The 26,781-nt window shown below is 70.6% G+C and carries 24 protein-coding genes; 18 read left to right on the top strand and 6 right to left on the bottom strand.

Annotated elements, in window-relative coordinates:
• Nucleotides 1–37 precede the first annotated feature (37 nt).
• The 4 genes from ACYVLP_RS07015 (at nt 38) to ACYVLP_RS07030 (ending at nt 3,176) form a co-directional block, all read left to right on the top strand.
• On the top strand, nt 38–1,267 hold the full coding sequence (locus tag ACYVLP_RS07015; RefSeq protein ID WP_460626616.1) for a hypothetical protein: 1,230 nt from the start codon (nt 38–40) through the stop codon (nt 1,265–1,267).
• Nucleotides 1,268–1,377: 110 nt separating this feature from the next.
• On the top strand, nt 1,378–1,899 hold the full coding sequence (locus tag ACYVLP_RS07020) for a hypothetical protein (protein WP_460626617.1): 522 nt from the start codon (nt 1,378–1,380) through the stop codon (nt 1,897–1,899).
• Between the two features lie 26 nt (nt 1,900–1,925).
• The gene (locus tag ACYVLP_RS07025) at nt 1,926–2,273 is read left to right on the top strand and encodes a hypothetical protein (protein WP_460626618.1); all 348 of its coding nucleotides are present in this window, start codon (nt 1,926–1,928) and stop codon (nt 2,271–2,273) included.
• A 60-nt stretch (nt 2,274–2,333) separates the two neighbouring features.
• Nucleotides 2,334–3,176 (top strand): VOC family protein, encoded by an 843-nt coding sequence (locus tag ACYVLP_RS07030; RefSeq protein ID WP_460626619.1) that lies wholly within the window; start codon nt 2,334–2,336, stop codon nt 3,174–3,176.
• A 23-nt stretch (nt 3,177–3,199) separates the two neighbouring features.
• Here the strand turns inward: ACYVLP_RS07030 and ACYVLP_RS07035 are convergent, their stop codons facing one another.
• A complete protein-coding gene (locus ACYVLP_RS07035; RefSeq protein WP_460626620.1) occupies nt 3,200–4,600 on the bottom strand; it encodes a class II fumarate hydratase in 1,401 nt (466 codons plus the stop codon).
• A 96-nt stretch (nt 4,601–4,696) separates the two neighbouring features.
• Between ACYVLP_RS07035 and ACYVLP_RS07040 the strand changes: the two genes are divergently transcribed.
• On the top strand, nt 4,697–6,439 hold the full coding sequence (locus tag ACYVLP_RS07040) for a hypothetical protein (protein WP_460626621.1): 1,743 nt from the start codon (nt 4,697–4,699) through the stop codon (nt 6,437–6,439).
• Nucleotides 6,440–6,571: 132 nt separating this feature from the next.
• Here ACYVLP_RS07040 and ACYVLP_RS07045 read toward each other — a convergent pair whose 3' ends face one another.
• From ACYVLP_RS07045 to ACYVLP_RS07060, 4 genes are all read right to left on the bottom strand, one after another.
• Nucleotides 6,572–8,095: an MFS transporter gene (locus tag ACYVLP_RS07045; protein ID WP_460626622.1), complete on the bottom strand. Its 1,524-nt coding sequence runs from the start codon at nt 8,093–8,095 to the stop codon at nt 6,572–6,574.
• A 66-nt stretch (nt 8,096–8,161) separates the two neighbouring features.
• Nucleotides 8,162–9,058, bottom strand: a complete 897-nt coding sequence (rarD, locus tag ACYVLP_RS07050; protein ID WP_460626680.1) for an EamA family transporter RarD — start codon at nt 9,056–9,058, stop codon at nt 8,162–8,164.
• A 140-nt stretch (nt 9,059–9,198) separates the two neighbouring features.
• On the bottom strand, nt 9,199–10,293 hold the full coding sequence (locus ACYVLP_RS07055; RefSeq protein WP_460626623.1) for a 2-oxoacid:ferredoxin oxidoreductase subunit beta: 1,095 nt from the start codon (nt 10,291–10,293) through the stop codon (nt 9,199–9,201).
• Complete coding sequence (locus ACYVLP_RS07060) at nt 10,290–12,191, bottom strand: 2-oxoacid:acceptor oxidoreductase subunit alpha (RefSeq protein ID WP_460626624.1); 1,902 nt, start codon at nt 12,189–12,191, stop codon at nt 10,290–10,292. Before ACYVLP_RS07060 ends, ACYVLP_RS07055 begins: the two co-directional genes overlap by 4 nt.
• 220 nt (nt 12,192–12,411) lie before the next feature.
• On the opposite strand from ACYVLP_RS07060, the gene ACYVLP_RS07065 reads away from it, so the two are divergent.
• The 10 genes from ACYVLP_RS07065 to ACYVLP_RS07110 are packed head-to-tail and all read left to right on the top strand — an operon-like array spanning nt 12,412 to nt 21,745.
• Nucleotides 12,412–12,771 carry an NADH-quinone oxidoreductase subunit A gene (locus ACYVLP_RS07065; RefSeq protein ID WP_452270610.1) on the top strand — a complete coding sequence of 120 codons (360 nt, stop codon included), beginning with the start codon at nt 12,412–12,414 and terminating at the stop codon, nt 12,769–12,771.
• Nucleotides 12,771–13,406, top strand: coding sequence for an NADH-quinone oxidoreductase subunit B (locus ACYVLP_RS07070; RefSeq protein WP_460626625.1), 636 nt, complete (start codon nt 12,771–12,773; stop codon nt 13,404–13,406). Before ACYVLP_RS07065 ends, ACYVLP_RS07070 begins: the two co-directional genes overlap by 1 nt.
• Entirely contained in the window at nt 13,403–13,927 is a 525-nt protein-coding gene (locus ACYVLP_RS07075) for an NADH-quinone oxidoreductase subunit C (RefSeq protein WP_460626626.1), read from the top strand. Before ACYVLP_RS07070 ends, ACYVLP_RS07075 begins: the two co-directional genes overlap by 4 nt.
• On the top strand, nt 13,924–14,895 hold the full coding sequence (locus tag ACYVLP_RS07080) for a complex I subunit 1/NuoH family protein (protein WP_460626627.1): 972 nt from the start codon (nt 13,924–13,926) through the stop codon (nt 14,893–14,895). The genes ACYVLP_RS07075 and ACYVLP_RS07080 overlap by 4 nt, the downstream gene beginning before the upstream one ends.
• Nucleotides 14,896–14,913: 18 nt before the next feature.
• The gene (locus ACYVLP_RS07085) at nt 14,914–15,639 is read left to right on the top strand and encodes a NuoI/complex I 23 kDa subunit family protein (RefSeq protein ID WP_460626628.1); all 726 of its coding nucleotides are present in this window, start codon (nt 14,914–14,916) and stop codon (nt 15,637–15,639) included.
• Nucleotides 15,636–16,244: an NADH-quinone oxidoreductase subunit J family protein gene (locus ACYVLP_RS07090; RefSeq protein WP_460626629.1), complete on the top strand. Its 609-nt coding sequence runs from the start codon at nt 15,636–15,638 to the stop codon at nt 16,242–16,244. The genes ACYVLP_RS07085 and ACYVLP_RS07090 overlap by 4 nt, the downstream gene beginning before the upstream one ends.
• On the top strand, nt 16,241–16,654 hold the full coding sequence (nuoK, locus tag ACYVLP_RS07095; protein ID WP_460626630.1) for an NADH-quinone oxidoreductase subunit NuoK: 414 nt from the start codon (nt 16,241–16,243) through the stop codon (nt 16,652–16,654). The genes ACYVLP_RS07090 and nuoK overlap by 4 nt, the downstream gene beginning before the upstream one ends.
• Entirely contained in the window at nt 16,651–18,645 is a 1,995-nt protein-coding gene (locus ACYVLP_RS07100; protein WP_460626631.1) for an NADH-quinone oxidoreductase subunit 5 family protein, read from the top strand. Before nuoK ends, ACYVLP_RS07100 begins: the two co-directional genes overlap by 4 nt.
• Nucleotides 18,636–20,138 carry a complex I subunit 4 family protein gene (locus ACYVLP_RS07105; RefSeq protein ID WP_460626632.1) on the top strand — a complete coding sequence of 501 codons (1,503 nt, stop codon included), beginning with the start codon at nt 18,636–18,638 and terminating at the stop codon, nt 20,136–20,138. The genes ACYVLP_RS07100 and ACYVLP_RS07105 overlap by 10 nt, the downstream gene beginning before the upstream one ends.
• On the top strand, nt 20,135–21,745 hold the full coding sequence (locus tag ACYVLP_RS07110) for an NADH-quinone oxidoreductase subunit N (protein ID WP_460626633.1): 1,611 nt from the start codon (nt 20,135–20,137) through the stop codon (nt 21,743–21,745). The genes ACYVLP_RS07105 and ACYVLP_RS07110 overlap by 4 nt, the downstream gene beginning before the upstream one ends.
• A gap of 179 nt (nt 21,746–21,924) precedes the next feature.
• Here ACYVLP_RS07110 and ACYVLP_RS07115 read toward each other — a convergent pair whose 3' ends face one another.
• Nucleotides 21,925–22,521 carry a hypothetical protein gene (locus ACYVLP_RS07115; protein ID WP_460626634.1) on the bottom strand — a complete coding sequence of 199 codons (597 nt, stop codon included), beginning with the start codon at nt 22,519–22,521 and terminating at the stop codon, nt 21,925–21,927.
• Between the two features lie 187 nt (nt 22,522–22,708).
• On the opposite strand from ACYVLP_RS07115, the gene htpX reads away from it, so the two are divergent.
• The 3 genes from htpX to ACYVLP_RS07130 all read left to right on the top strand — a co-directional run bounded on the left by htpX (nt 22,709) and on the right by ACYVLP_RS07130 (nt 26,744).
• Nucleotides 22,709–23,584 (top strand): zinc metalloprotease HtpX, encoded by an 876-nt coding sequence (gene htpX, locus ACYVLP_RS07120; RefSeq protein WP_460626635.1) that lies wholly within the window; start codon nt 22,709–22,711, stop codon nt 23,582–23,584.
• Between the two features lie 72 nt (nt 23,585–23,656).
• Entirely contained in the window at nt 23,657–26,155 is a 2,499-nt protein-coding gene (gene pepN / locus ACYVLP_RS07125; protein WP_460626636.1) for an aminopeptidase N, read from the top strand.
• A 37-nt stretch (nt 26,156–26,192) separates the two neighbouring features.
• Nucleotides 26,193–26,744, top strand: a complete 552-nt coding sequence (locus ACYVLP_RS07130) for a GNAT family N-acetyltransferase (protein WP_460626637.1) — start codon at nt 26,193–26,195, stop codon at nt 26,742–26,744.
• Nucleotides 26,745–26,781: the final 37 nt, after the last annotated feature.

Below are 26,781 nucleotides of genomic sequence, written 5' to 3' on the forward strand. Positions count from 1 at the left end.
CACCATGGCCGCCTGTGCGGTCGCCACGCTGGTCATGATGACGGCCCCAGTCGCGAGCCGCCCTGAGCGCTGGCTTGGCTCCTTCAACGACACCATGTCTGCCTTCGCGCTCAGCTCGGTGCTGGCGACCGTCGCCATCGCGTCGGTCGGAGCCTGGCTCGGCGGGCAGCAGCGCCGGTGGGGAGTCGACGAGTGGGCCCACGTTTCGGGCCGATCGGCAGCCCAGCTTCATGCCAGCTCGTTGCGGGCCACCCTCCTCAGCTCGATCGGGTGCTACCTCCTTGTCCTTTCGTCGATGACCGCAGTGACCCTGTGGCGCGGCGGGGCTCCGGGTCCGGAGGACCGGCACTTGCTCCTGGTGCCCGTTACGATCCTGGCAAGCGGCATCGCACACGCCGCAATGGGCGTACTGCTGGGTCGAATGTTGCCCAGGTACGTGGCCTTGCCAGTGGCCGCAGCAACACCGTATGCCGCTTACTTCGTAGCGGCCTACTACGAAGGCACTCCTGGGCTGCACCTCCTTACCGCTGGCGAGACACGAACATGGACCTACGTGATGCCGAACGTTGCGACAGTTGTCATCGAGGCGGCGTTCTGGGCGGGCGTCGCGTTGATGGTCGTGTTGGCGTGCGTGGGTCGTTGGACCTGGAGCAAGCGTTGTGGCCTAGTCGTCAGCGCGATCCTCGCCATCGGCATCCTCGCTGGTGAGACCTACGTCGACGTGCCCGAAGCGGGCAGCCCGGTCTGCCGGTCGGGAGAGATCACGGTCTGCACGGACCAGGCCCACAAGTCAGTCCTTCCGTCATATGTGGAGCAGGTCAGGGGCGCGGCGTCAGCCCTTCCGGTGACCTTGCGGCCTCGGCGTGTCGTCTCGGACGACAGTCTTCGGGTCAGCGGATCGGACCTCGTTGCTCCACCAATCCGGGGTGACATCACCCCAGCCCTGGTGATCGACCAAGACACATTCCGAGTCAGCTTCGGGGACGAGGTCCTTGGACGGTGCCTGTACCACGGCGCAGACACCTCAAGCCGGGCGCAGGACGTGACGTCCTTTCTGCTGATCTGGTGGCGTCTGCGCGCCGGCGCGGACCCAGGCGTCCCGGCATATCCCGGTGCTCCCAGCTACGGACCGGGCGGCGTGCCCGATTCCATGCGAGGCAAGGCCGAGTCATTCGCGAGGCTCACGCCGAGTGCCCAGGAAACCTGGCTGGCGAAGAATGCGTCCGACATTCGCGCCTGCAACCTGAAGGGTGTCGACCTGCCGTGATGGCAATGCTGAGAGGGCCAGTTGGCCTCCTGGCCGTACCGCACCAGCTGACGATGGCCCGATTCGCCTACCTCGCCGTGGCATGGGCCGCCGTTCCCGTGCTGTCGAGGGTGTCCCTGTTCGAGATCGACCCGAGCTCCTCGGACTACATCCGGCCACTTGAGCAGCTGGGTGCGTTGGCGCTGTGCCTTCCCGTCGCCGTCTGCAGCATCGTGCTGTCGGACGCCAGCGCCTGGGCCCTGCACGCAAGTCGTCGTCGGCCGCCGTGGCTGCGTTCGTCGTGGCTGCTGTTTGTTACCGCCAGCAGCGCCATGTTCGGAGTCTTGCCTGTGTTGCTTCTTCCGTCAGGGGTGCCGGCCGCGCACGTGTGGTGGCTCTGGCTCCTGCTGCATTCAGTAGGGGCCCTGAGCGTCGTGATGTTCGACGAGAGCGTGTGCGGGCTTGTTGCGATGGCCGTTGTCGTCCTCGCAACACTGCCTGGAGTCATCCCCTTTACCTACAACGTGGTCTACAACCCCGAGGCCGAAGGGATTCTCCGGGCTGTGACCGTCGCCGCCGCGCTGGCGGCCGCACTCAGCTATGCGAAGCTCGGCGACGCCACGGGCCGGCGCGAGCACCCGATCGCGACGTGATGCCACCGTGAAGCAGGCGTATCAAAGTGACCACTCGACCACATCAGCTGGCCGTCACTATTGGACTGCTCTATCCCATCCAAGGCGAGCTGGACCTCGGAGGCCACCATGAGCCCTTTGATCGAGACGCCGGTCCAGCCAACCCCGGCGAGCCTGATCCGGAGACGGGCAAGGTGTTCATCATCCCCTTCCAGGTCGATGACTGTTGGGATGCCACATGGATCGACGAGGCCGGTTTCTACCTCAGTGTCAAGGGCACGCTCGACGAGGTCACGGAGTGGGCGCTGGCCAGGCCCGCTGCGGAACGTTACCTGACCGACGGCGAGGATGAGTTCCGCCTTCACCCGGACGGGAGCATGACGAGGATTACCTGACGGGGCGGGTTGTCGGTGGGGGTACGTAGGTTGGAGTGACCGACTTCGAGGAGAGGCACGATGACTGAGCCACGCACCTACCCGCACGGCGTGACGTCCTGGGTGGACACCGAGCAGCCCGACGTCGAAGCCGCACGGCAGTTCTACGAGGCCGTCTTCGGCTGGACGTTCACCGAGGCCAGCCCGCCCGAGGCCCCCCTCCGCTATCTCATCGCCCGCCTCGACGGGCAGGACGTCGGCGGGCTGGGCGGTCCACGGGACCCCGAGACCCCCTCGCCGACGGTCACCGGGTGGAACACCTACGTCGCGGTCGACGACGCCGAGGCCGCAGCCAGCGCGTTCGAGGCGGCCGGTGGCACGATCACCTCGCCTCCGACTGCCGGTGGCGAAGGTGGGGTGGCGGTCGTGGGTCGCGACCCCGGGGGACATGAGATCCGGTTGTGGCAGGCCAAGCGGCGGCTCGGCGCGCAGGTCGTCAACGCGCCGGGAGCCTGGAACTTCAGCGACCTGCACGTCGCCGACCTCGACGCCGTGCGGGCGTTCTACACCACGCTGTTCGGTTGGGAGTTCGCCGACATCGGGTTCGCCACGATGATCCGCCGGCCAGGGTACGGCGACCACCTCGCCGCGACCGTGGATCCCGGCATCCACGAGCGGCAGTCCGGTGTCGACGCGCCGCCCGGCTTCGCCGACGCGATCGGCTGGGTGGCGCCCCCGACCGATGTCGAGGAGCCGGGCTGGCACGTGACGTTCTCGGTCGCCGACCGTGACGCTGCGGCGGCCCGTGTCGCCGAGCAGGGCGGCACGGTGCTGGCCACGGACGAGAACGAGTGGACCCGCACGGCGATGGTCCGCGACCCCCAGGGCGCGGTCTTCACGGCCAGCCAGTTCATGCGCGGCTGAGCCCCGCGCTCCAGGTATGCCGCTCAGCCGTTGGGGCGCGCCATAGACAGGACGTCGAGGGCCTCGTCGAGCTGCTGCTCGGTGAGACGGCCCGCCGCCACGTGGCCCTGCTCGATGACCACCTCGCGAATCGTCTTGCGCTCCTTGACAGCCTGCTTCACCACCGCGGCGGCCGCCTCGTAGCCGATGTAACGGTTGAGCGGGGTCACGATCGACGGCGAGCCCTCGGCGAGGGCGCGGGCGTGGTCCACCTCGGCCGTGATGCCGTTGACGCAGCGGTCGGCGAGCAGCCGTGACGTCGAAGCAAGCAGGCCGACCGACTCGAGCACGTTCTTGGCGATGACGGGAAGCATGACGTTCAGCTCGAAGTTGCCGGAGGCGCCCGCCGTGGTGATCGTGACGTCGTTGCCGATGACCTGAGCGCACGCCATGAGCGTCGCCTCGGGGATGACTGGGTTCACCTTGCCCGGCATGATGCTCGACCCCGGTTGCAGGTCGGGCAGGTGGATCTCGCCGAGGCCCGTGCGCGGCCCCGACGACATCCAGCGCAGGTCGTTGCAGATCTTCGTGAGGCTGGCCGCGACCGTCTTGAGCGCCCCCGACAGCTCGACCACGGCGTCCTGCGACGACTGCGCCTCGAAGTGGTCGGCGGCTTCACGGAACGGTATGCCGGTGACGGCCGACACTCGCGCGATGACCTTCCCGGCGAAGCCGGGCTCGGCGTTGAGGCCGGTCCCGGCGGCCGTGCCGCCGAGCGGCAGCTCAGAGGTGGCCTCCGCCGCTGACCGGACCCGGCTCGCGCCGAGCTCGACCTGACGCCGGTAGCCGCCGAACTCCTGACCCAGGGTGACCGGCACCGCGTCCATGAGGTGGGTGCGGCCGGACTTCACCACGTCGGCGAACTCGATCTCCTTGTGGCCCAAGGCCGTTGCGAGATGTTCGAGTGCCGGCACCAGCTCGGTCACAGCAGCGACGGTGGCCGCGATCCGCAGCGCGCTCGGGAAGGTGTCGTTGCTCGACTGGCCGGCATTGACGTGGTCGTTGGGGTGGATGTCAAGGTCGCTCGACAGGTGCGCGAGCCGCGCCACGACCTCGTTGACGTTCATGTTCGTCGACGTGCCCGAGCCGGTCTGGAAGACGTCGATCGGGAAGTGGTCGTCGTAGTCACCGTCGGCGACCTCGCCGGCAGCCCGGGCGATCGCCTTGGCTCGCTCGGTGTCGAGCACGCCGAGCTCGGCGTTGACGTCGGCCGCAGCCGCCTTGAGCAGGGCCAGCGCATGGACCACCCCCGGCGGCACCGGCTGCCCGCTGATCGGGAAGTTGTCCACGGCGCGCGCCGTCTGCGCACCCCACAGCGCATCGGCCGGCACCTGCACCTCACCCATCGAGTCGTGCTCTGTTCTGGTCCGGGGTTGCTCGCTCATGGGCACATCATCTCTTGCCGACCGTCCCCGGCAGGCGCACGCTGGTGGGTGCGGGCGCCGACGCAGATCTTCTATCGGACAACGTCAGGAGAGGTCATGCAACATCGCCGATTTCTCGTAGCGAGCATCGTGTCCGCTGCCACAGCTCTGCTCGGAGCCGCCGTCGCTGTAGCTGCCCCGGCAGGTGACACGCTCGTCTCGAACGGCAGTCCGCCCAGCCCGTTCTCGCAGAACAAGCAGAACGAGCCCACAGTGGCGATCGACGCGCACAACCCGAATGTGGTGGTCGCCGGCTCCAACGACGAGATCGACGAGGAGTCCTGTGCCGCAGGCGATCCCACGACCTGTCCATTCACCGACGGCATCGGCGTGTCCGGCGTGTACTTCTCGTTCGACGGTGGTGGCACCTGGACCCAGCCGACCTACCAGGGCTGGTCGGCACGTGACTGCAACGGGCCGGCAGCGTGCCAGCCCCACGTCGGACCGATCGGGACACTGCCGCACTACTTCGAGAACGGCCTCACCTCTGACGGCGACCCGGCCGTGGCCTTCGGCCCGCGGCAAGGCTCGGACGGCCGTTTCTCGTGGAACAACGGCTCGCGCCTCTACTACGCGAACCTCACGTCGGCCTTCCCCGGAGCGGCGCCGTTCAAGGGCTTCGAGGCCATCGCCGTCTCCACGGCGGACAACCTGACGGCAGCAGCCGCCAACAACGCCGGTGCCTGGACCAACCCGGTCCTCATCTCCAAGCAGTCGTCGACGACATTCTCGGACAAGGAGCAGATCTGGGCGGACAACGCCTCGAGCAGCCCGTTCTTCGGACAGGTCTACGTCTGCTGGGCTTCGTTCCGCAGCAACAGCAAGGGCCACGCGTTCCCCACGCCGCTCAACGTGTCGCGCTCGAGTGACGGAGGCCGCACCTGGACGACGAACCAGGTCGGCCCGGCGAGTGACAACGGCATCAACACCCAGCCCGACGGGTGCACGATCCGCACCGACAGCCACGGGAACACCTATGTCTTCGGCATCGGTACGCGTGGCGGCCAGAGCTTCCAGATGATGTACAAGTCGACCGACGGCGGCGCACACTTCACCGGCCCGTCGCTCATCACCCCCGTGACCTCGCCGGGCAAGTTCGACCCGGTGCTCGGCCGGCCGAACATGGACGGCATCGCCGGCGCTCGCACCGACCTCGCGTTCGCGCCGAGCGTCGACATCGCCAACGGCGCTCCCACGGGCGCTGGCGCCACGAACGAGATCTTCATGACCTGGTCAGACGGTGGTGCGGGGCTCAACAACGAGCAGCTCCTGCTCACGAGGTCGAGCAACGGCGGTGCCACCTGGGCCACGCCGACGGCGGTCCCGCTCCGCGAGGGCGACCGCCCGTTCTACGTCGCACCGGCCGTGTCGCCGAACGGCTCCGATCTCTACATCGTCGCCAACGCCTTCACGACCCCCTACCGGGACAACACATCGTCACCACGCGGGCTCGTCGGTGAGGTGCTGCACGCGGATGTCACGGCCGGCGTACCCGGCGGCTGGTCAACCCTGGTCCGTAGCAACGGAGGCGACCCGCGAGGGACCTCGCAGAACGGGTTGACGGCTGAGTTCCTCGGCGACTACGTATATGTCGCGGCAACGAACGCGGGTGCCGTGGGTGTCTGGAACGACGCGTCGAATGCGGCCGACTGCCCGGCGATCGACGCCTACCGCGCGTCGCTGTACACGTCGAGCCCGACCGGAGCGCCGAACGTGCTCGGATCGTGCCTGCCTCAGCCGCATCCCACCTTCGGCAACAGCGACATCCGTGGCGCGAAGGTGGCCGATCCGACGCCGTGACGCCAGGTCGTGTGGGCACGCTCAGACAGGACCGTTGAACGTGACAACGAGATAGGTCAGGAACATCGAGCCGACCACTCGACCGGGAGCCTCCCGGTCGAGTGGTCGGTCCTCTCCCGGTGCGGCCTCGCGTCAGACCTTGTCGCTGGTGCTCGTGCTCGCCGACTGGTCGTGATGGTGGTGGCTGGCACCCGGGCAGCCCTCGGAGCCCGCGCACGACCAGCCGGCCGGAGCGGTGGCCCTCGGCCGCGGCCGGTCGGGAGCGATCAGCTCGGCCCGCGGGTTGCGGATGAGCAGCCACGAGATGGCGCCGCCGATCACGAGCATCCCCGTGCAGATCATCATCGCCGTCCGGTATGCCGCTGAGAACGCCGGCGGGTGTGTGTAGTCCGTGCCGGCCAGCCCCACGACGGCGGGGAGCGCGGCCACGGCCAGCAGCGAGCCGGCGCGCGCGACGGCGTTGTTCACCCCACTGGCCACACCGGCATACCGGTCGGGAGCGGCGCCGAGCACGGTAGCGGTGAGCGGTGCGACGAGCAGGCAGAGCCCGAGGCCGAAGATCGTGATGCCGGGGAACACGCCGGTCCAGTAGGACGAGCCCGCCTGGACGGTCGAGAGCAGCGCGACGCCGACCGCGCACACGATGGGGCCGACCGTCATCGGGATGCGGGGCCCGATCCGAGCCCCGAGCTCGCCACCCTTGGCGGCGAGGAAGAGCATGAGGATGGTGACCGGCAGGGAAGCGATGCCCGCCTGCAGCGGCCCGTAGCCGAGGACGATCTGCAGCTGGAGAGTGAGGAAGAAGAAGACCGCGCCGAGAGCGGCATACACCAGCAGGGTCATGCCGTTCGCCGCGCTGAACTGACGCGACGTGAACAGCGACGGCGGCACCATGGGGTGCCGGCTCGAGCGCTCGACGAGCACGAAGGCCACGGCGAGCGCGACCCCGACGACAGCGACGACGACGGTCATCGCGGCGCCGAGGGCCTCGGACTGGATCAGGGCGAACGTCGTGACCCCCAGGGCGAGCGAGGCGAGCACGGCACCGATGACGTCGAAGCCCGGCGCGGCCGCCTCGTCCTTCGTCTCGGGCACGGTCGCCTGCGCGATCCACACCGCGGCGGCCCCGACGGGGACGTTGAGCAGGAACGCCCATCGCCAGCTGGCGTACTGCACGAGCCAGCCGCCGAGGAAGGGGCCGATGGCAGAGGCGACGCCGCCGAGGCCCGACCAGGCGCCGATCGCCCTGCCGCGGTCCTCTGGGCGGAAGGTCGACTGGATCATCGCGAGGCTGCCCGGCGTCAGCAGCGCCCCGCCGACCCCCTGCAGCACGCGCGCCACGATGAGCTGACCTGACGACTGGGCGAGGCCGCACGCCGCCGAGGCCACCGTGAACCAGATGACGCCGATGACGAAGATCCGGCGTCGGCCGTAGCGGTCGCCGAGCGAACCGCCCAGCAGGATGAGCGAGGCGAGGGCGAGCAGGTACCCGTTGGTGATCCACTGCAGGTCGGACATGCCGGCATGGAGGTCCTCGCCGAGGCGCACGAGGGCGACGTTGACGACGGTGCCGTCGAGCATCGCCATCCCGGAGCCGAGCACCGCGGCGGCGATCACGAACCGTCCGGTGCGGGAGCGCATGGCGATCGCGGTCACCTTCGCAGTCTGTCACGCGACCGGCCTCGGCCTCCCTCACTGGAAGGCCCGATCGCCCCGGCAGCCTCAGCGGGGGCAGTCGTCCGCGGGGACGATCCGGCGGCGGGCGGCGTGCAGGCTGAGCAGCGAGTCGACGGACAGGACGACCAGTGCCACCCAGACGATCCCGAAGCCGACCCAGCGCTGGACGGGCATGTGCTCGCCGAGGAGAAGCACGGCGCAGAGCAGCTGCAGCACGGGCGTGATGAACTGGATCAGGCCGATCGACACGAGCGGGATGCGGCGGGCGGCAGCGGCGAAGCACAGCAGCGGCAGCGCGGTGACGACGCCGGACATCACCAGGAGCGTGGTGTGCCACGCGCCGTGCTTGCCGAACTCGAGCCCGCCTTGAGCCCCGATCACGATGAGCAGCAGGGCGGCGATGGGCGCGAGCAGCAGGGTCTCGACGGTCAGTCCGTGCAGCGCCGCGAGGCTCGCCCCGATCTTCTTCTTGGTCAGGCTGTAGAGGGCGAAGGTCATGGCGAGTGCCAGCGCCACCCAGGGGACCGAGCCACCCGCGACGGCGAGGTATGCCGCTGCCAGCACTCCGATGCCCACGGCCACCCACTGGAGCAGGCGCAGCCGCTCGCCCAGCACGAGGACGCCGAGTGCGACGGTGACGAGCGGGTTGAGGAAGTAGCCGAGAGCGGCCTCGCTCGCGTGCCCGGCGGTGACCGCGCCGACGTAGAGCACCCAGTTGCCGGCGATGAGCACGGCGGCGATCGCCAGCCCGCCGACCAGTCGGGGCCGCCCCAGCAGCGGCCGGACCCAGGACCCGTCGCGCATGACGAGCAGGACGACCACGCACAGCAGCAGGGTCCACAGGATCCGGTGGGCCAGGATCTCCCAGGCGCCCGCCGGCTTGAGCGCGTCGAAGTAGAGCGGGAACAGGCCCCAGAGCCCGTATGCCGTGAAGGCGAGCAGCGTGCCCTTGCCGACCTCCCCGTGTGGGGCCGGTGTGACTCCTCCGGCCGAGCGCTCACTCGACGAAGATCCTCCGGCGGGGGCAGGGCCGGGGCGTGCGGCAGCGATCTCCGGGCGGGCACCCCCGCCGTGTGGCGAGGTCACGCTCCGCGCGCGGCCCCGACGGTCCACGTGTCGCGCCCGGCGAGCAGGGCGTCGATGTCGGCGTCGGTGATCGTGTCGCTCGTGCGGGCCGAGGAGATCTGGTCCCGCAGCGCGTCGTCGTAGGTCGGGCGGGACACGTTGCGGAAGATGCCCATCGGCACGTGCGCCAGGTCGGCAGAGTCGAGCCGCGACAGGGCGAACGCCGCCGCGGGGTTCGCGGCTCCGGAGTCGTGCACGACGATCCGCGCCGGCTCGGCCTCGGCCCGTGGCACGACCGTCATGACGCCCTGGTCGTCCCGGACCACGACGTTGTCTCCGGCCGCGACCTCCTGGCCGTCGGCCAGGTGCAGGATCCGGGCGGCGGCCTCGGTGTGGTCCTTGAGGAGGTCGAAGACGCCGTCGTTGAAGATCGGGCAGTTCTGGTAGATCTCGACGAACGCCGACCCGCGGTGCTCGGCCGCGGCCCGCAGGACCGACGTGAGGTGGGCCCGGTCGGAGTCCATCGTGCGCGCGACGAAGCTCGCCTCGGCGCCGAGCGCCAGCGACACGGGGTTGAACGGCGTGTCGAGCGAGCCGAGCGGGGTGGACTTGGTCACCTGCCCGAGGCGCGATGTGGGGGAGTACTGCCCCTTGGTCAGGCCGTAGATCTCGTTGTTGAACAGCAGGATCTTGAGGTTGACGTTGCGACGCAGCGCGTGGATGAGGTGGTTGCCGCCGATCGACAGCGCGTCGCCGTCGCCGGTGACGACCCACACCGACAGGTCGGCGCGCGTGGCGGCCAGGCCGGTCGCGATGGCCGGCGCGCGGCCGTGGATCGAGTGCATGCCGTATGTGTCGAGGTAGTACGGGAAGCGGGACGAGCAGCCGATGCCGGAGACGAAGACGATGTTCTCGCGCCGCAGGCCCAGCTCGGGCAGGAAGCCCTGCACCGCGGCGAGGATGGCGTAGTCGCCGCAGCCGGGGCACCAGCGGACCTCCTGGTCCGAGCTGAAGTCCTTCTTCGTCAGCGCCCGCCCGTCGTCGAGGCGGGGGACGCCGAAGGTGCCCGAGGCACCCGGCGAGCCGAGCGGCATACCCAGGTCGGTGGTCACTTCGCGTTCTCCTTCACACGTGCGCCGCCCGACACGGCGGCGACCGCCGCGGTGATGACGTCGGCGAGCTCGGTGGCGGGGAACGGCAGCCCGCGCACGGCTGTGTGCGACTCGACGTCGACGAGGTACTTGGCCCGCAGCAGCAGCGCGAGCTGGCCGAGGTTCATCTCGGGCACGATGACCCGCTGGTAGCGCCGCAGCACCTCGCCGGTGTTGGCCGGGAACGGGTTGAGGTGGCGCAGGTGGGCCTGGGCCACGCGCGTGCCGGTGTTGCGTGCGAGGCGGACCGCGGCGGCGATGGGGCCGTAGGTGGACCCCCAACCCAGGACGAGCACCTCGGCGTCGCCGGTCGGGTCCTCGACCTCGAGCGGAGCGATCGTGTCGGCGATGCCGTCGATCTTCGCCCGGCGCAGGCGGGTCATGTGGTCGTGGTTGTCGGGTTCGTACGAGATGTTGCCCGTGACGTCAGCCTTCTCGATACCACCCACGCGGTGCTCGAGGCCCGGCGTGCCAGGGATGGCCCACGGGCGGGCGAGCGTCTCGGGGTCGCGAAGGTACGGGTGGAAGACCGGCTGACCGGCCTCGTCCACGGCGTTCGGCTCGGTGGCGAACTCGACGCGCAGCTCGGGCAGCTCGGCGGTCTGCGGCAGGCGCCAGGGCTCGGACCCGTTCGCGAGGTAGCCGTCGGACAGGACGATGACCGGCGTGCGGTAGGTCGTCGCGATGCGCACGGCCTCGATGGCGATGGCGAAGCAGTCCGCGGGCGTCGAGGGGGCCACGACGGCCACCGGCGACTCGCCGTTGCGGCCGAAGAGCGCCTGGAGCAGGTCGGCCTGTTCGGTCTTGGTCGGCAGCCCGGTCGAGGGACCGCCACGCTGGATGTCGCACACGATGAGCGGAAGCTCGAGCGACACGGCCAGCCCGATCGTCTCCGCCTTGAGCGCGAGACCCGGCCCGGACGTCGTGGTCACGCCGAGCGCGCCGCCGAAGCTCGCCCCGAGGGCTGCGCCGACGCCGGCGATCTCGTCCTCGGCCTGCATCGTCGCGACGCCGTAGCGCTTGAGCCCGGCGAGCGTGTGCAGGATGTCGGACGCCGGGGTGATGGGGTACGACCCGAGGAACAGGGGCAGACCGGCGCGGTGCGCCGCGGCGACCAGGCCCAGCGAGAGCGCGACGTTGCCGGTGACGTTGCGGTAGGTCCCGGGCTCCATCACGGCCGGCGCCACCTCGTAGGACACCGCGAAGTCCTCGGTGGTCTCGCCGTAGTGGTAGCCGGCGCGCAGGGCGGCGAGGTTGGCCTCGAGGATGTCGGGCTTCTCGGCGAACTTGGCCTTGAGGAACGACTCCGTGCCCTCCATCGGGCGGGTGTACAGCCAGGACAGGAGCCCGAGCGCGAACATGTTCTTCGCGCGCTCCTTCTCCTTGCGCGTCAGCACCGCGAACGACGCGAGTGCCTCGACCGTGATCGAGGTCAGCGCGACGGGGTGGACGTGCCACGACTCGAGCGAGCCGTCGTCGAGCGGGCTCTCGGCGTACCCGACCTTGGAGAGGTTGCGCTTGGTGAACTCGTCGGTGTTGACGATGATCGTCGCGCCGCGGGGCAGGTCGCCGATGTTGGCCTTGAGCGCCGCCGGGTTCATCGCGACGAGCACGTCTGGGGCGTCGCCCGGCGTGAGGACGTTGTGGTCGGCGAAGTGCAGCTGGAAGCTCGAGACACCGGGCAGCGTGCCCTGAGGCGCTCGGATCTCCGCCGGGAAGTTCGGCAGCGTCGACAAGTCGTTGCCGAGCAGCGCTGTCTGGGATGTGAAGCGGTCTCCGGTCAGCTGCATGCCGTCGCCGGAGTCCCCGGCGAATCGGATGACTACGCGATCGAGCTTTTGGACCAGTTTGGTGCTCATGCTCTGCGACGTCCTCGAACTTCCATACGATTCACTGCCCGGGGCCGTATGCGGCGGGCAATTCCCACTCTAGTTCGTGCTCAATTCAACTTTGGGGAGGTTGCCATCACATGGACATCAAGGTTCGGCTGCGGCACGGCCACGGGCGGCCGCAGCCACCCAGTGAGAGGCTGATGCCCCGACCCACCGGCGGGGCTCGCATCTGACTAGGCTGGCCGCCATGTCCGGGTACGTGGCCGTCGCAGCCGTGCTGGGCGCGGGCGTGCTGCTCGTGACGGCCGCGATGTTGGCGCGCCGTCTGCTGGCCCCCCGCGCCCCGTTGCCCGCCAAGCTGACCACCTACGAGTCCGGTGTCGATCCCGTCGGGGTCGACTGGGCCCAGACGAAGGTCCGCTACTTCGTCTTCTCGTTCCTCTACGTGATCTTCGCCGTCGACGCCGTCTACCTCTTTCCCTGGGCGCACGTGATCCGTGACGCGAACCTCGGCCGCGACAGCCTCGTTGAAATGGGTGTGTTCATCGGTATCATCGTGCTCGGTCTCGCCCACGCCGCGCGCCGCGGCCTGCTGAGGTGGGTGTGATGGCCTCGCAGCCGGTCAGCCTGCCGATGCCGACCATCGGGCCGTCCAACGGGCTCGGCTCGGTCAAGGTCGGGGCGGTGGGGGCGCACGCGCCGCGGCCGATCAAGGTCGTGCTCAACTGGGGCCGTCGCTACTCCCTCTGGGTCTTCAACTTCGGGCTGGCCTGCTGCGCGATCGAGTTCATCGCTGCATCGATGGGGCGACACGACTTCATCCGCCTCGGCGTCATCCCGTTCGCCCCGGGTCCGCGCCAGGCCGACCTCATGGTCGTGTCCGGCACCGTGACGGACAAGATGGCGCCGGCGATCCGCCGCCTGTACGACCAGATGCCGGAGCCGAAGTACGTCATCTCCTTCGGCGCCTGCTCCAACTCCGGCGGCCCGTACTGGGACTCCTACTCGGTGACCAAGGGCGTCGACCAGGTCGTCCCCGTCGACGTCTATGTCCCGGGATGCCCGCCGCGCCCCGAGGCGCTGTTGCACGGCATCATCCGCCTCCAGGAGCAGATCGCGAGCGAGCGCCTGTCCGCACAGCGCATCCGGGGGCGGTATGCCGGCTCGCGCGTCGGCAGCGCGGGTGACGTCCGTCGCCCGCTCGTCGAGCCCCCGGGGCGGGGCCAGGGTGAGGCGCCGTGATCGACACTGTCGTGCGCGACGTGCCCTTCGGAGAGTGGTCCAGCACGGTCCTCGAGCTTCGCGAGCAGGGCTTCACGTACTTCGACTGGCTCACCGCCGTGGATGAGACGGACCGGGAGGCCGACGCCGGCTTCGACGTCGTGTGCCACCTGCTCGATCCGCGAGAGCCGGGCGCACTGGTGTCGGTCCTGGTGCGCACCAGGGCGCCCGAGGGCCTGGCCGTGCCGTCGCTGACGCCGATCTTCCGTGGCGCGGCGTGGCACGAGCGGGAGACCCACGAGATGTTCGGGATCGAGTTCGACGGGTTCGACGACGGGAGCGGCCTCGGGATGCGTCCGCTCCTTCTGCCCGATGGGTTCGAGGGCACTCCGCTGCGCAAGTCGTTCGTGCTCGCGGCCCGCGCCTCCAAGCCGTGGCCGGGCGCCAAGGAGCCTGGCGAAGGTCACGAGTCGACGCGTGCGCCGGGGCGCCGCCGCGTCCAGGCGCCAGGCGTGCCCGGTCCTGAGTGGGGTCCGCGATGACCCTGAACCTGGCCCCGTGGCTCGAGGTCGTGCTGCGTGCGCTCGCCGTCCTCGTCGCCTTCCTCGTCTTCCCGCTGCTCGTGGGCCAGACCGAGCACAAGGTGATGGCCCACATGCAGGGGCGGCTCGGGCCGATGTATGCCGGTGGCTTCCACGGGTGGGCGCAGCTCGTCGCCGACGGGGTGAAGTTCGTCCAGAAGGAGGACGTCACGCCGGCCCGCGCCGACCGCTGGGTGTTCCGCGTGGCGCCGTTCGTCGCCCTGATCCCGTATCTCGTGGCGCTCTCGGTCATCCCTCTGTCGCCGACGGTGGTCGGCGCGAAGGTCGACGCGAGCGTGGTCCTCGTGCTGGCGGTGATCGGCGTGGGCGTCATCGGCACGCTCATGGCCGGGTGGGCCTCGGCGAACAAGTACTCGCTGCTCGGCGCGATGCGGGCGGGCGCGCAGCTGGTCTCCTACGAGCTGCCGATGGTCCTCGCGGTCGCGTCGGTGGCCCTGGCCGCCGGCACACTGTCGCTCATCGGCATCGCCGAGGCGTGGACGCCGTGGTGGATGCTCTGGCAGCTGCCGGGCGGTGTCGTCTTCCTCGTCTGTGCGCTCGCCGAGCTCCAGCGTCCGCCGTTCGACATGCCGCTGGCCGACTCCGAGATCGTGTTCGGCCCGTTCACCGAGTACACCGGGCTGCGCTTCGCCTTCTTCCTGCTGGCCGAGTACGCCGGCATCGTCGTCATGTCGCTGCTGTTCGCGGTCCTCTGGCTGGGCGCCTGGGCCGGTCCGGCCGAGAGCTGGCTCGGCTGGGTCTGGACGCTGCTCAAGGGCTTCCTCGTGGCCGTGGTCATCATCTGGATGCGGGTGTCCTGGCCCCGGATGCGCGAGGACCAGCTCCAGCGGCTGGCCTGGGTCTGGCTGGTGCCGATCGCCCTGCTGCAGCTGGCGATCACCGCAGCCGGCGTGGTGATGATGGGATGAGCAGGGGAGTGGACCGCGATGAGTGACGGCATCCTTCCGGGCCTGGTCAAGGGGCTCGCCCAGACCGCCAGGACCATGACCCGGCGCAGCCACACGGTGGAGTACCCCGACGTCGCGCCCGAGCTGCCGCCCCGCTCCCGGGGGGTGATCGCGCTCACCGAGGAGAACTGCACGTCGTGCATGCTGTGCGCGCGCGAGTGCCCGGACTGGTGCATCTACATCGACTCCCACAAGGAGGAGCTGCCGCCGACGACGCCCGGTGGCCGCGCCCGCCAGCGCAACGTGCTCGACCGCTTCGCCATCGACTTCTCGCTGTGCATGTACTGCGGCATCTGCATCGAGGTCTGCCCGTTCGACGCGCTGCACTGGAGCCCGGAGTTCGAGTACTCCGAGGTGGACATCCGCGACCTGCTCCACGAGAAGGAGCGTCTTGGTGCCTGGATGGCGACCGTCCCGGCCCCGCCCGCGCTCGACCCCGGCAGCCCCGACCCGGCCGAGGCATCCGTGGCCGCCCGCCCGGCACGCGGCCCGGGCATGACGGACGCCGACGGCATACCGCGTCCGGCGCGCACCCGTCCCAACGGCTATACACGCAATGTCGAGGACCTGCCGGGCGACGGTCCGGCAGAGGTCGCCCCGACTCAGCGGATTCCCGCGGCCGATGCCGCGGATGCGGCTGCAGCACAAGGCGACTCGACCCAGGTGATGCCCACGGTGTCCACCGACGAGGAGGGCGGCGAGTGACGACCCGAGACATCGTCTTCGTCGCCGTCGGGGCGGTCACCGCGCTCTCCGGCCTGCTCGCCGTGACGACCAAGCACGTCGTCCACTCGGCGCTGTGGCTGCTCGTGTCGCTCGGCGCGCTGTCCGGGTGCTACCTCGTGCTGGGTCAGGAGCTCGTCGGGCTCGTGCAGCTGCTCGTCTATGTCGGCGCCATCGTCGTGCTCGTGCTCTTCGCTCTGATGCTGACCCGCGCGCCGATCGGTCCGCACCGGCACATCGACACGCCGCTCTGGCAGCGTCTCGTGGGCGCCCTCCTCGGTGCCGCGACGACGGGGCTGCTCGCAGCGGTGCTGCTGCCGCTGTTCTCCGGAGCGGCGGTCGACCTCGACACGCGCCCCTCGGCCACACCCCAGATCGCCCAGGCGATCTTCGGCACGTGGGTGTGGCCGTTCGAGCTGCTCTCGGTGCTGCTCGTCGTCGCGCTCGTCGGTGCGTTCGCGGTCTCGCGCCTCGTCCTGCACCGGGAGGCGGCCCCGGCGCGCCGCGGCCTCAGCTCCCCGGTGGACGCCGGACGCGCTTCGGCCGATGGCAGCGGTGGCGCCTCCGGATCGGCGGGTGCGCGATGATCCACCTCCAGCTGCCCGCCGCCCTGGCCGCCCTGCTCGCCGGCATCGGCGTCTTCGGGGTGGTCGCGCGCCGCAACGCGGTCCTCGTGCTCGTCGGCGTCGAGCTGATCCTCAACTCCGCGAACCTTCTGCTCGTCACCGCCGGCTCGAGGCCCGGCTCCCCGCTCTCGGCGGGCCCGGTGCTCACGCTCTTCGTCATCACGATCGCCGCGGCTGAGGTCACGGTGGCGCTCGCGATCATCCTCGTGATGTTCCGCACCGCCGGCCACATCGACCTCACGGCTGTTCCGGACCTCACCGACGACCCCGAGCCCGACCCCGACCCCGTGCCGGTCGGCCCGGGGGCTGCGACCGAGCCCGACCCGTCCGCCGAGCGCGCTCCCGCGACGGCGGGGGAGGCGGCGTCGTGAGCTGGGTCGTCCGTCTCATCATCGTCCTGCCTGCGCTCGCGGGCCTGGCCGGGCTGTTCCTGCACCGGTGGCGCCCCGTCGCCGGGATGGTCGCCATCGCGACGTCCGCGCTCGTGACCATCCTTGCCCTGGCGCAGTGGATCGCGCCCGTGCGGGCCGCCGACATCGAGACCATCGGTGCGCTGCCGGTCGGCGGCCTGAAGGTGCCGCTCCACCTGCTCTCGGACCGCCAGTCCGGCCTCGTCGCGTTCGTCGTCGCGCTGGTCGTCCTCGGCATCCAGGTGTTCACCGCGTGGTACCTGCGTGACGATGCACGCTTCGGCCGGTTCGCCGCCACCGTGTCGCTCTTCGCCGCGGGGATGCTGCTCGTCGTCCAGTCGGCCGACCTGGTGCTGACCCTGGTCGGCTGGGAGATCATGGGCTGGTGCTCGTGGCTGCTCATCGGTCACGACAGCGAGCGCCCGGAAGCCAGGCGGGCGGCATACAAGGCCTTCATCGTGACCCGGGTGGCCGACATCGGCATGGTCGTCGGGCTCGTGGCGCTCGCGGTGCGCGCGGGCACGACCAACCTCATCGACGTGCTCACGGCATCCGGCCACGAGACCGCGCTGGTCATCGGGCTCGTCGGCGTCGTGATCGGCGTGGCCGGCAAGTCGGGTCTCTTCCCCTTCCACGACTGGCTGCCCGACGCGATGGAAGGCCCGACGCCCGCGTCCGCGCTCATCCACGCCGCGACCATGGTCGCCGCCGGCACCTACGTCATCGCGCGTCTCTTCCTCCTCTATGCCGCTCACGACGGGGTGCGGATGCTGCTCGCGATCCTCGCGGCGGTGACGATGGTGTATGCCGCCCTGCTCGCGTTCGCGCAGACGGACCTCAAGCGCATGCTTGCGTACTCCACGCTCAGCCAGATCGCGATCATGCTCAGCGCGCTCGCCGCCGCCCCCGCGGACGTCGGTCCGGTGCCGGCCGTGTCACACCTCATCGGGCACGCGTTCTTCAAGGCCCTGCTCTTCCTCGCCGCGGGCTGGCTGTCCGTGCTCGTCGGGGCCACGGCGCTGTCCGCGATGCGGGGGCGCCTGCACCCGGCCCGCAACCTGCGCTGGTCGATCGCGATCGGCCTCGCCTCGCTCGCCGGTGTGCCGCCGCTCATCGGCTTCTTCACCAAGGACACCGTCATCGACGCTGCCCTCGAAGGTGTGTCCCATGACGGCGGGCTCCGGGCGTGGATCGTGGTCGTCGCCCTGTTCGTCACCGTCGTGCTCACCGCGGCCTACTGCACCCGTGCCTGGCTGCTGCTCGACACCCCGGTCGGCACCCCGGTCGGCACCCCGGTCGGCACCCCGGTCGGCGCCCCGGTCGCCGCCGCCGACAACAACGGCACGCTCGACGCCGGCACGCTCGACGCCGGCGCCACGGATGGTGTCGCGCCCGAGGTCCCGCCCGAGGTCGAGCCGGCCGCCGTCCTCGTCTCCGCCGACGACGCCGAGGTCGAGCGGGTCCGCGAGCACGGCCACACGCCGATCACCCTGCCGGCGGCCCTCGTCGTCGCCGCCCTCGCGGCGCTGTGCGTGGTCGGCACCCTGTTCCTCACCGGCCTGCGCGGCGGCATCCACATCGGGCTGCTGAGCGCGCTGCTGTCGGTCCTGCTCATCGTCGGAGCCGCGTATGCCGTCTGGACCGTCAGCAACCGCGGCCGCCGAGACGCGGTCGAGCCGGTCCCGGTCCGGGTGCGTGACGCCGCCGTCCGTGGCTTCGGCGTCGACACGGCATACGTCGCGGTGGGGCGCGCGGTGACCGCGGTGGCACGCCTGGTGGTCGTGCTCGACCGTGACGTCGTCGACGCCTACCCGCGCGCGGCCGCAGCGGTCACCCGGGCCGCGGGGCGCGCCGGGCAGCGCAGCCATCGCGCGGTCCCGTCGCTGTCTCTCGTAGCCCTGCTCACCGGTGTCGTCGTCGTCGCTGTCCTGGGGGTGGCCGCATGGCGCTGACCGTGATGCTGCTCGTCCCGCTGCTCGCCGCCATCGCGCTGATCGCGATCCCCGGCGACACCCGCATCGAGCGCTACATCGCGCTCGGGGCCACGCTGGTCACCGCCGCGCTCGCGGTCGTCGTGGTCGCGACGAGCGCCGAGGTCGACGTGCCCTGGATCCGCGCGCTCGGCATCCGGTGGCACTTCGGGGTCGACGGCATCTCGGCCGCTCTCGTGCTGCTCACCGCGCTCCTCGCGGTCGCCGTGGTCGCGCACGCGTTGGCGGGGCCGATCCCCAAGGGCGGCACTGCGTCGACGTTCCTCGGCTGCATCCTCGTCGTCGAGACGGGGGCGCTCGCGACGTTCCTGGCCCGCGACGCCGTGCTGTTCTTCGTCGCGTTCGAGGTCGTGCTCGTGCCGATGTGGGTGCTGATCCGCCGGTTCGGCGACGACCACGTGCCCGACGAGACCAAGGCCGATGCCGCCGGCCGCTTCGTGCTGTTCACCGTCCTCGGCTCCACGCTGATGCTCGTCGGGATCCTCTTTCTCGTCTTCCACCAGGGGACGTCGGACCTCGTGGCGCTCGCCCGGATGCACGGCGAGGGGCTGTCGCGGCCCCTCGAGATCGCGATCGCCGCGACGCTGCTGGTCGCCCTCGGCATCAAGGTGCCGCTGTGGCCGGTGCACACGTGGCTCCCACCCGCCCACACCATCGCTCCGACCGCAGGCTCGGTTCTGCTGGCGGCGGTCCTGCTCAAGATGGGGACGTACGGCATCGTGCGGCTCGCCGTCGGCACCGTCCCGCAGGGCGTCGCCGCCATCAGCCCGCTGCTGGCCATCGTCGGGGTGATCGGCGTGATCTGGGGAGGTCTTGCCTGTCTCGTCGAGCGCGACCTCAAGCGCCTCATCGCCTACAGCTCGGTCGCGCACATGGGCTTCGTCGCGCTCGCCATCGCCTCGGGCAGTGACACCGGCCTGCAGGCCGCGCTCTTCGGCAACATCGCCCACGGGGTTGTCGCGGCGCTGCTCTTCTTCGTCGTGGGCGACCTCAAGGAGCAGTGGGGGTCATCCGACCTCCGCGTCGCCCGGGCTGCCCTGCGCGACAAGGCACCCCGGTTCGGCGCGGCGCTCGTGTTCGGTCTCGCTGCGGCCCTCGGGCTGCCTGGCCTGATCAGCTTCTGGGGCGAGTTCCTCGCGCTGTATGCCGCGTGGTCCCCGGCACCGGACCGGCCCGCGATGCTGATGCGAGCCTGCGTCGTGGTCGGCGCGGTCGGGCTCGCGCTCGCGGCGGCATACGCCCTGCGCGTCGCCCGTATCGTGTGGGCGGGGGAGGGCAGCGAGAACGCCACCGGGGCTGCGGCGGAGCCGGTGCGTGACTCGCGCGGAGCCCGCTGGGTCGTCGTCGTCTCGCTCGTCGTCGCGATGGTCGTCTTCGGGGTGCTGCCCCAGCTGCTGCTCGGCGTCTCCAACGCGGCGGCGGCCGAGCTGATCTCGGGTCTGGGGGCGCCGTGAGCAACCTGACCCTCGATGTCGTCGTCCTGGCGCCGGCCCTCATCCCGATCGCCGGCATGGTCCTGGTGCTCGTCGTCGACCTTGTCGCGCCACGTCTGCGTCGCGCGCCGTGGGTCGTTGCGGGCATCGCGTCCCTCGGAGCCGCGGCGGCCACCGTGCCGGGTCTTGCGCCTGGCGGAGGAGGCATCCGCGAGACGCTGTGCCTCACGCAGGCCGCCGCCCAGCCGGCGGGCGCGCCGCCCGCGGTGGAGGGACTTCCCCAGACCTGCTTCTGGCAGGCTGACGCGCTGGGCAGCACGCTCCAGCTGGCAGCTGCTGCCGCCGCGTTCGTGTGTGTGACCCTCGCCTGGCCCCGGGTGCTCGGGCGGCGGCCGGCCGACAGCACCAGCGAGCCGGTCGAGGTCGTGCTGCTGCTCACCGCGCTGGCAGGCACGATCGTGGTGGCGGCCAGCCGCGACGTCGGCACCTGGCTCATCGCTCTCGAGCTCGCGACCCTGCCCGTCATCGCCCTCGTCGCGCTGTCGGGCCGCCGGAGCGCGGTCGCTGGAGCAACTCAGCTGCTCGTGACCTCGCTCGTGTCCTTCTCGCTGCTCGTCCTCGCTGTCGCCCTGTGGTTCGCGGCGACCGGGAGCCCTTTCCTGACCCCCGACGCCGTGCTGTCCTCCGGTGGCGCCGGCGGCGGCGTCGCATACTCCTCGGTCTCCGCGGCCGTCGTCTCGCTCGCCACCGTCATGTTCCTCGCGGGCGTCGGCTTCAAGCTGTCACTCGTGCCGTTCCACGCGTGGACCCCGACCGCGTATGCCGGTGCCTCGACCCCCGTGGCCACCTTCCTGGCGACCGTCTCCAAGATCGCGGCGCTCGCCGCTCTGCTCGTGGTCCTGCGCGCCGTGTCGGCGCTCGGCACCCCTGCCCTCGTGGCCATCGCCCTGCTGGCGGTTCTGTCGATGACGCTCGGCAACATCATGGCGCTGCGCCAGGACGACGTCGTGCGCCTGCTGGCCTGGTCGACCGTGTCCCAGGCCGGCTGGGTCGTCATGCCGCTCGTGTCGATCTCGGCCCTCGGGGTCAACGCAAGCGCCACCTACCTGCTGACCTACGTCGTGGCCACCCTGGTGGCCTTCGCAGTCGTGGCCGTGACGCTGAACGACCGCCCTGCCGACGGCCGCAGCCTCACGGCATACGAAGGGCTCTGGAGGCGCAGCCCGTGGCGCGCCGGCGCTCTCGTGCTCGCGCTCACCTCGCTCGCGGGCCTGCCGCCGGGCATCCTCGGCCTCGTCGGCAAGATCGCCGCGCTGCGTCCCGTCGTCGCCGAGGGCTGGGTGTGGCTGGCGGCCGTCGCTGCCGCGAACGCGGTGCTGGGTGTCGCCGTCTACCTGCGCTGGGTCCGTCCGGTCATGACCGAGGCGGGCGCCACCGGCCAGCTGGTCGAGGCCGGCGAAGGCGAGGCAGGCGGGGCCGAGGTCGTGGGCGTCGCGGGCACCGGTCGCCGGCCTGCGCAGGTCCGTGGCGGTCGACGCGCGGTGATGGTCTTCGGTCTTGCCCTGTCGGCGGCGGTGCTCGTCGCGGTCTGCGTCCAGCCCGACCTGATCCTCCAGCTCCTCGGCTGAGGTCCTCAAGCCACCGCAACACACCCGGAAACCGACTGGCCATCGCAGTTGCAACTATGGCCGGTTGACGATTTCCGGGTGTGTTGCAGGGGTGGTGGCAGGAACTGAGAGCGGGGCCAGGGACAGCCGGGCGCCCCGCCGGTCCGGGAGGACGACGGGGCGCGCTGGGGGGTAGGGCGTCAGCTGCGGGCGGGCACTGGCTCGGACGTGGCGGCCGAGGCGACCGCGTCGGTCGCGTTCTTCGAGTGCCGCAGGCCGAGGAAGCCGAGGACGAACAGGATGCCTGCGCCGACGTAGGCGACGACCGCGGCGATACCGGCGACGGTGCCCATGGTGCCGAACGCGTAGGCGTTGAGGAGCAGGCCGCGCAGCGTGTTGCCCATGAACAGCGTCTGGCGCAGCTGGCCGAGCTCCTGGACCTTGGCCTGGTCGGCGTTCGCGTCCTTGGACATCGTCAGGTACTCACCCGAGACCTCTTCGTACGTCCGGTTGTTCGACGCGGCGTTCATGTGCACGAGGATGTAGTGGTCCGCGAAGGCCTTGGCCTGGTCGCCAGTGGTCATCTTCTGGCCGGCGTACTGGAGGAGGGCGTCCTTCTGCTCCTGGGTCTGCAGGGCGGCGGCCGCGGGCATCGTGATGTCCTGCTGGGTCAGCTGCTCCGAGACCTGGTTGTCGATGAAGTTGCTCGCGTAGGTCATCAAACCTCCCGCAGTAAGGAGGATTGCGGCCATGATGATGCCGGTCCACGAGATGAGCTTGTCGACGGTCTTACGCATGTCTTTGTCTCCCTGATGATCCCGGGATGCTTGCCCCGGTCCTTGTTTCCCTGACAAAGACGAAACTACTACTACTCGTAGTAGTTGACCAATCCACGAACTGTGCAACGCGTCACGTTCCCCCCAGGCGCGCGGGCGGCCGCCGGCCGCGGGGGAACGCTGGATCCGGGCTGTGCGTTCTCCCGGCATGCACAACCACTTCAACGGGCTCAAGACCGCTGCCCTCTTCGGCGGCATCTGGGCCCTCCTGCTCGGGCTCGGTGCGCTCATCGGGAACGGCAGGTACATCTGGCTGTTCGCACTCATCGGCGTGGCGACGACGGCCTACGGCTACTGGAACAGCGACAAGCTCGCGATCCGCGCCATGCACGCCTACCCGGTCTCCGAGGCTCAGGCCCCGGTGATGTACCGCATCGTCCGCGAGCTCTCGACAGCCGCCGGCAAGCCCATGCCGCGCCTCTACATCTCGCCCACGCAGGCGCCCAACGCCTTCGCCACCGGTCGCAACCCGAAGAACGCCGCGGTGTGCTGCACCGAGGGCATCCTGCAGCTGCTCGACGAGCGGGAGCTGCGCGGCGTGCTCGGCCACGAGCTGATGCACGTCTACAACCGTGACATCCTCACCAGCTCGGTGGCCGCCGCCATCGCCGGTGTCATCACCTCCATCGGCCAGATGCTGATGTTCACCAGCATGTTCGGCGGCGGCTCGTCCGACGACGACCGCCCCAACCCGATCGCCCTGCTGGCCATGAGCTTCCTCGCACCGATGGCCGCGATGATGATCCAGCTCGCGATCAGCCGCACCCGCGAGTACGACGCCGACGAGGACGGCGCACGCCTCACCGGCGACCCCCTCGCCCTGGCATCCGCCCTGCGCAAGCTCGAGTCGGGCGTCGCGCGGGCCCCGCTCCCGCCCCAGCAGGACATCGTCAACGCGAGCCACATGATGATCGCCAACCCGTTCCGGGCCAAGGACGTGACGCGGTTCCTGTCGACGCACCCGCCGATGGACCAGCGCATCGCCCGCCTGGAGAGCATGGCCGGAGGCCCGGTCCACTACTGACCCGCCTGCCGCGGTCCGGGACTCTGGGGAGGACGGCGACGCCGCGCCCGCCGATCTGGCAGGCTCGCCTGCATGCGCAGTCTCACCCTTGCCGAAGCCAGCGAGCGATCCTCGCTGGTGTCTGTGTCCTCGTATGCCGTCGAGCTCGACCTCGACCAGGGCGCGGAGGTCTTCGGCTCGGTCTCGAGGGTGCGGTTCGCCTGCGCCGCCCCCGGCGAAGGCTCGTGGGCGGACCTCAGGGCGACCTCGGTCCAGTCGGTGCTGCTCAACGGTGAGGCCCTCGACCCGGCGAGCGTCGTCGACGGCCGGCTCGCCCTGCCCGGCCTGCGCGCCGACAACGAGCTCGTGGTGGCCTCGACCATGGCCTACAGCCAGGACGGCCAGGGCCTGCACCGCGCGACCGACCCCGCCGATGGGCGTGACTACGTCTACGGCCATCTGTTCCTCGACGCCGCGCCGACGGTCTTCGCCTGCTTCGACCAGCCCGACCTCAAGGCGCCGTACGACGTCACGGTGCGGGCGCCGGCGGACTGGGTCGTCATCGGCAACGGCGCGGCGACGCGGACCGGCCCGGGCGCATGGACGCTGGCCACCACCAGGCGGCTTGCCACGTACTTCGTGACGGTGTGCGCCGGGCCGTATGTGTCCGTGCGTGACGAGCACGACGGCATACCGCTCGGGCTGCACGCACGAGCCTCGCTCAAGGAGCCGCTCGAGCGGCACGCCACCGAGCTGTTCGACATCACCCGCCGGTCGTTCGACTACTTCCACGGTCTCTTCGGGATCCGTTACCCCTTCGGGGAGTACCACCAGGTGTTCGTGCCCGAGTTCAACGCCGGCGCGATGGAGAACCCCGGCTGCGTGACCCTCCGCGACCAGTACCTCTTCCGCGGCGCGGCGACCCGCGACGAGCTGCTCGGGCGGGCCAACACGATCAGCCACGAGATGTCGCACATGTGGTTCGGTGACATCGTCACGATGCGCTGGTGGGACGACCTGTGGCTCAACGAGTCGTTCGCCGAGTACATGTCGCATCGCTGCCTCGTCGACGCGACCGAGTACACCGACGCCTGGGTCGACTCCTCCATCGTGCGCAAGGTGTGGGGCTACGGCGCAGAGCGGTCACCGTCGACTCATCCGGTCGCAGGTGTGCAGGCTCTCGACGCGCAGAGCGCCCTACAGAACTTCGACGGCATCTCGTACGCCAAGGGAGCCGCGACGCTGCGCCAGCTCATCGCCTACGTCGGGGACGACGAGTTCATCGCAGGTGTGCGCACGTACCTCGCCGACCACGCCTACTCCAACGGCACCCTCGCCGACTTCATGTCGGCGATTGAGCGCGCGAGCGGCAAGGACCTCGACCAATGGGCACGCGCCTGGCTGCTCAGCGCCGACCGCGACACGATCTCCGTGGACGTGAGCGAGCAGGACGGCGTCGTCGACTCGGCGGTGCTGTTCCGCGAGACCCCCGCCGACCGCCCGGCCGACCGCCCGCACGCCCTCGACGTGGTCGGCTGGACCGACGGGCAGGAGGTCGGGCGCGTCGCCACGACGATCACCCAGGCACAGACGCGCCTCGTGAGCCTCGAGGGCACGCCGGAGCCCGCGGTCCTCGTGCCGAACGCCGGCGACCTGACCTGGGCCCGAGTGCGGCTGTCGGACCAGACGGTCGCGGCCCTGCCCGCACAGCTCCCGCTCGTGCCGGACGTGCAGGCCCGTGCGGTGGTGTGGTCAGCCCTCATCGACGGCGTCCACGGTGCGACGGTGTCGCCCGAAGCCTTCCTCGACGTCTTCGACGCGGCCTGGCCGCACGAGACGAACTCGTCGATGCTCACCCGCGTCGCGGCATACGCAGAGCACCGGATCGTGCCCTTCTTCGTCCCGCGTGTGGCCCAGGCCGCGGCCCAGGCGCGGCTTGCGTCCGCGGCAACCGGGCTGCTCGGCCGCGCGACGCCGGGCAGCACCGAGTCTCTCGCCGCGGCGCGGCTCGTGGCCGGTGCGAGTGACGACGAGGCGCTGCTGCGAGCGTGGGCCGATGGTGAGGGCCTGCCCGTGGGGCTCGAGGACGACGGCGACTTCCGGTGGATCGTGGTCCGCAACCTCGCGACCCGCGGGCTCATCGACACGGCCAGGATCGACGGGTTCCGCGCCAAGGACGACACCCTGCAGGGCGGGCTCAACGCGCTGATGTGCCGGGCGAGCCTGCCCGACCCCGACGCCAAGGCATGGGCCTGGACCGAGCTGACCGGCCGCTCCGGCCGGTCCAACTACGAGATGGTGCACCTCGGCCGCGGCTTCTGGATGGCCCCCGACGACGCCCTCGTGGCCGACTACGTCCCGCGCTACTTCAGCGACGTGCCTGCCATGTCGGGCTGGGTGGGTGAGGACGCCCTGTCACGCGTCGTCCTGGTGGCTTTCCCGAAGGTGTTCACCGACGAGACTGCGCGGCAGAGCGCCGAGACCATCGCCCGCGACGACCTCACGCCGGCGGTGCGCCGCTCGCTCGTCGACGCCGATGCCGAGCTCCGGGAGGCGCTGGCGTCACGGGCCACCTTCGGGGTTGTTGCATGACGGCCTCCCGCCTGGTGCTCAGGTCACCGTCCGCGCGATGACCACGAGCCTCGGGAGGTTGACCATGCTGTGGCGGGTCGAGCGCTCCGATGTGGGCTCGGATGAGTCGCAAGCCCTGCTGCGGGAGTACCTCGTCGACGTGAGCGACCGGTGGTTCCTGCTACACGAGGGACGCCGCTCGACGCTCGAGGAGATCGAGCAGAGCCTGGCCGAGATGCCCAGCGACGACCTCGCGCCGCCGACGGGCGTCTTCGTCGTAGCTCGCGGGATCGGCACTGGGCCCCCTGGTGTTGGGCCGACGGGTCGGCTGCTCGGGTGCGCCGGCGTGCGCCTCGCCGCGCGCGGATCGGCCGTGGAGCTCAAACGGATGTTCGTCCGTCCGGAGGCGCGAGGCATGGGTGTGGCGCGGGCGCTGCTCGCGGCCGCCGAGCAGGCCGGGCGGGAGCTCGGCGCGACGTCGATCCGCCTGGACACGCGCCTGGACCTCACCGAGGCGCGGGCGCTCTACCTGCGCCACGGCTACGGCGAGGTTCCCGCCTTCAATGCCGACCCGTATGCCGAGGTCTGGTACGCCAAGCGCCTGCGCTGACCCGGGGTCGCCGCGGGGGCCCGTCGCGGTCGGAGCC

This window comes from Intrasporangium mesophilum (assembly GCF_054783095.1).

Bases quoted from the DNA above. Each gene is read 5' to 3' on its own strand.
- htpX (WP_460626635.1), top strand. From the start codon at position 22,709: ATGCACAACCACTTCAACGGGCTCAAGACCGCTGCCCTCTTCGGCGGC.
- ACYVLP_RS07030 (WP_460626619.1), top strand. From the start codon at position 2,334: ATGACTGAGCCACGCACCTACCCGCACGGCGTGACGTCCTGGGTGGAC.
- ACYVLP_RS07105 (WP_460626632.1), top strand. From the start codon at position 18,636: ATGGCGCTGACCGTGATGCTGCTCGTCCCGCTGCTCGCCGCCATCGCG.
- ACYVLP_RS07070 (WP_460626625.1), top strand. From the start codon at position 12,771: ATGGCCTCGCAGCCGGTCAGCCTGCCGATGCCGACCATCGGGCCGTCC.
- ACYVLP_RS07065 (WP_452270610.1), top strand. From the start codon at position 12,412: ATGTCCGGGTACGTGGCCGTCGCAGCCGTGCTGGGCGCGGGCGTGCTG.
- pepN (WP_460626636.1), top strand. From the start codon at position 23,657: ATGCGCAGTCTCACCCTTGCCGAAGCCAGCGAGCGATCCTCGCTGGTG.
- ACYVLP_RS07130 (WP_460626637.1), top strand. From the start codon at position 26,193: ATGACCACGAGCCTCGGGAGGTTGACCATGCTGTGGCGGGTCGAGCGC.
- ACYVLP_RS07035 (WP_460626620.1), bottom strand. From the start codon at position 4,600: ATGAGCGAGCAACCCCGGACCAGAACAGAGCACGACTCGATGGGTGAG.
- ACYVLP_RS07080 (WP_460626627.1), top strand. From the start codon at position 13,924: ATGACCCTGAACCTGGCCCCGTGGCTCGAGGTCGTGCTGCGTGCGCTC.
- ACYVLP_RS07060 (WP_460626624.1), bottom strand. From the start codon at position 12,191: ATGAGCACCAAACTGGTCCAAAAGCTCGATCGCGTAGTCATCCGATTC.
- nuoK (WP_460626630.1), top strand. From the start codon at position 16,241: ATGATCCACCTCCAGCTGCCCGCCGCCCTGGCCGCCCTGCTCGCCGGC.
- ACYVLP_RS07085 (WP_460626628.1), top strand. From the start codon at position 14,914: ATGAGTGACGGCATCCTTCCGGGCCTGGTCAAGGGGCTCGCCCAGACC.
- ACYVLP_RS07040 (WP_460626621.1), top strand. From the start codon at position 4,697: ATGCAACATCGCCGATTTCTCGTAGCGAGCATCGTGTCCGCTGCCACA.
- ACYVLP_RS07115 (WP_460626634.1), bottom strand. From the start codon at position 22,521: ATGCGTAAGACCGTCGACAAGCTCATCTCGTGGACCGGCATCATCATG.
- ACYVLP_RS07015 (WP_460626616.1), top strand. From the start codon at position 38: ATGACGGCCCCAGTCGCGAGCCGCCCTGAGCGCTGGCTTGGCTCCTTC.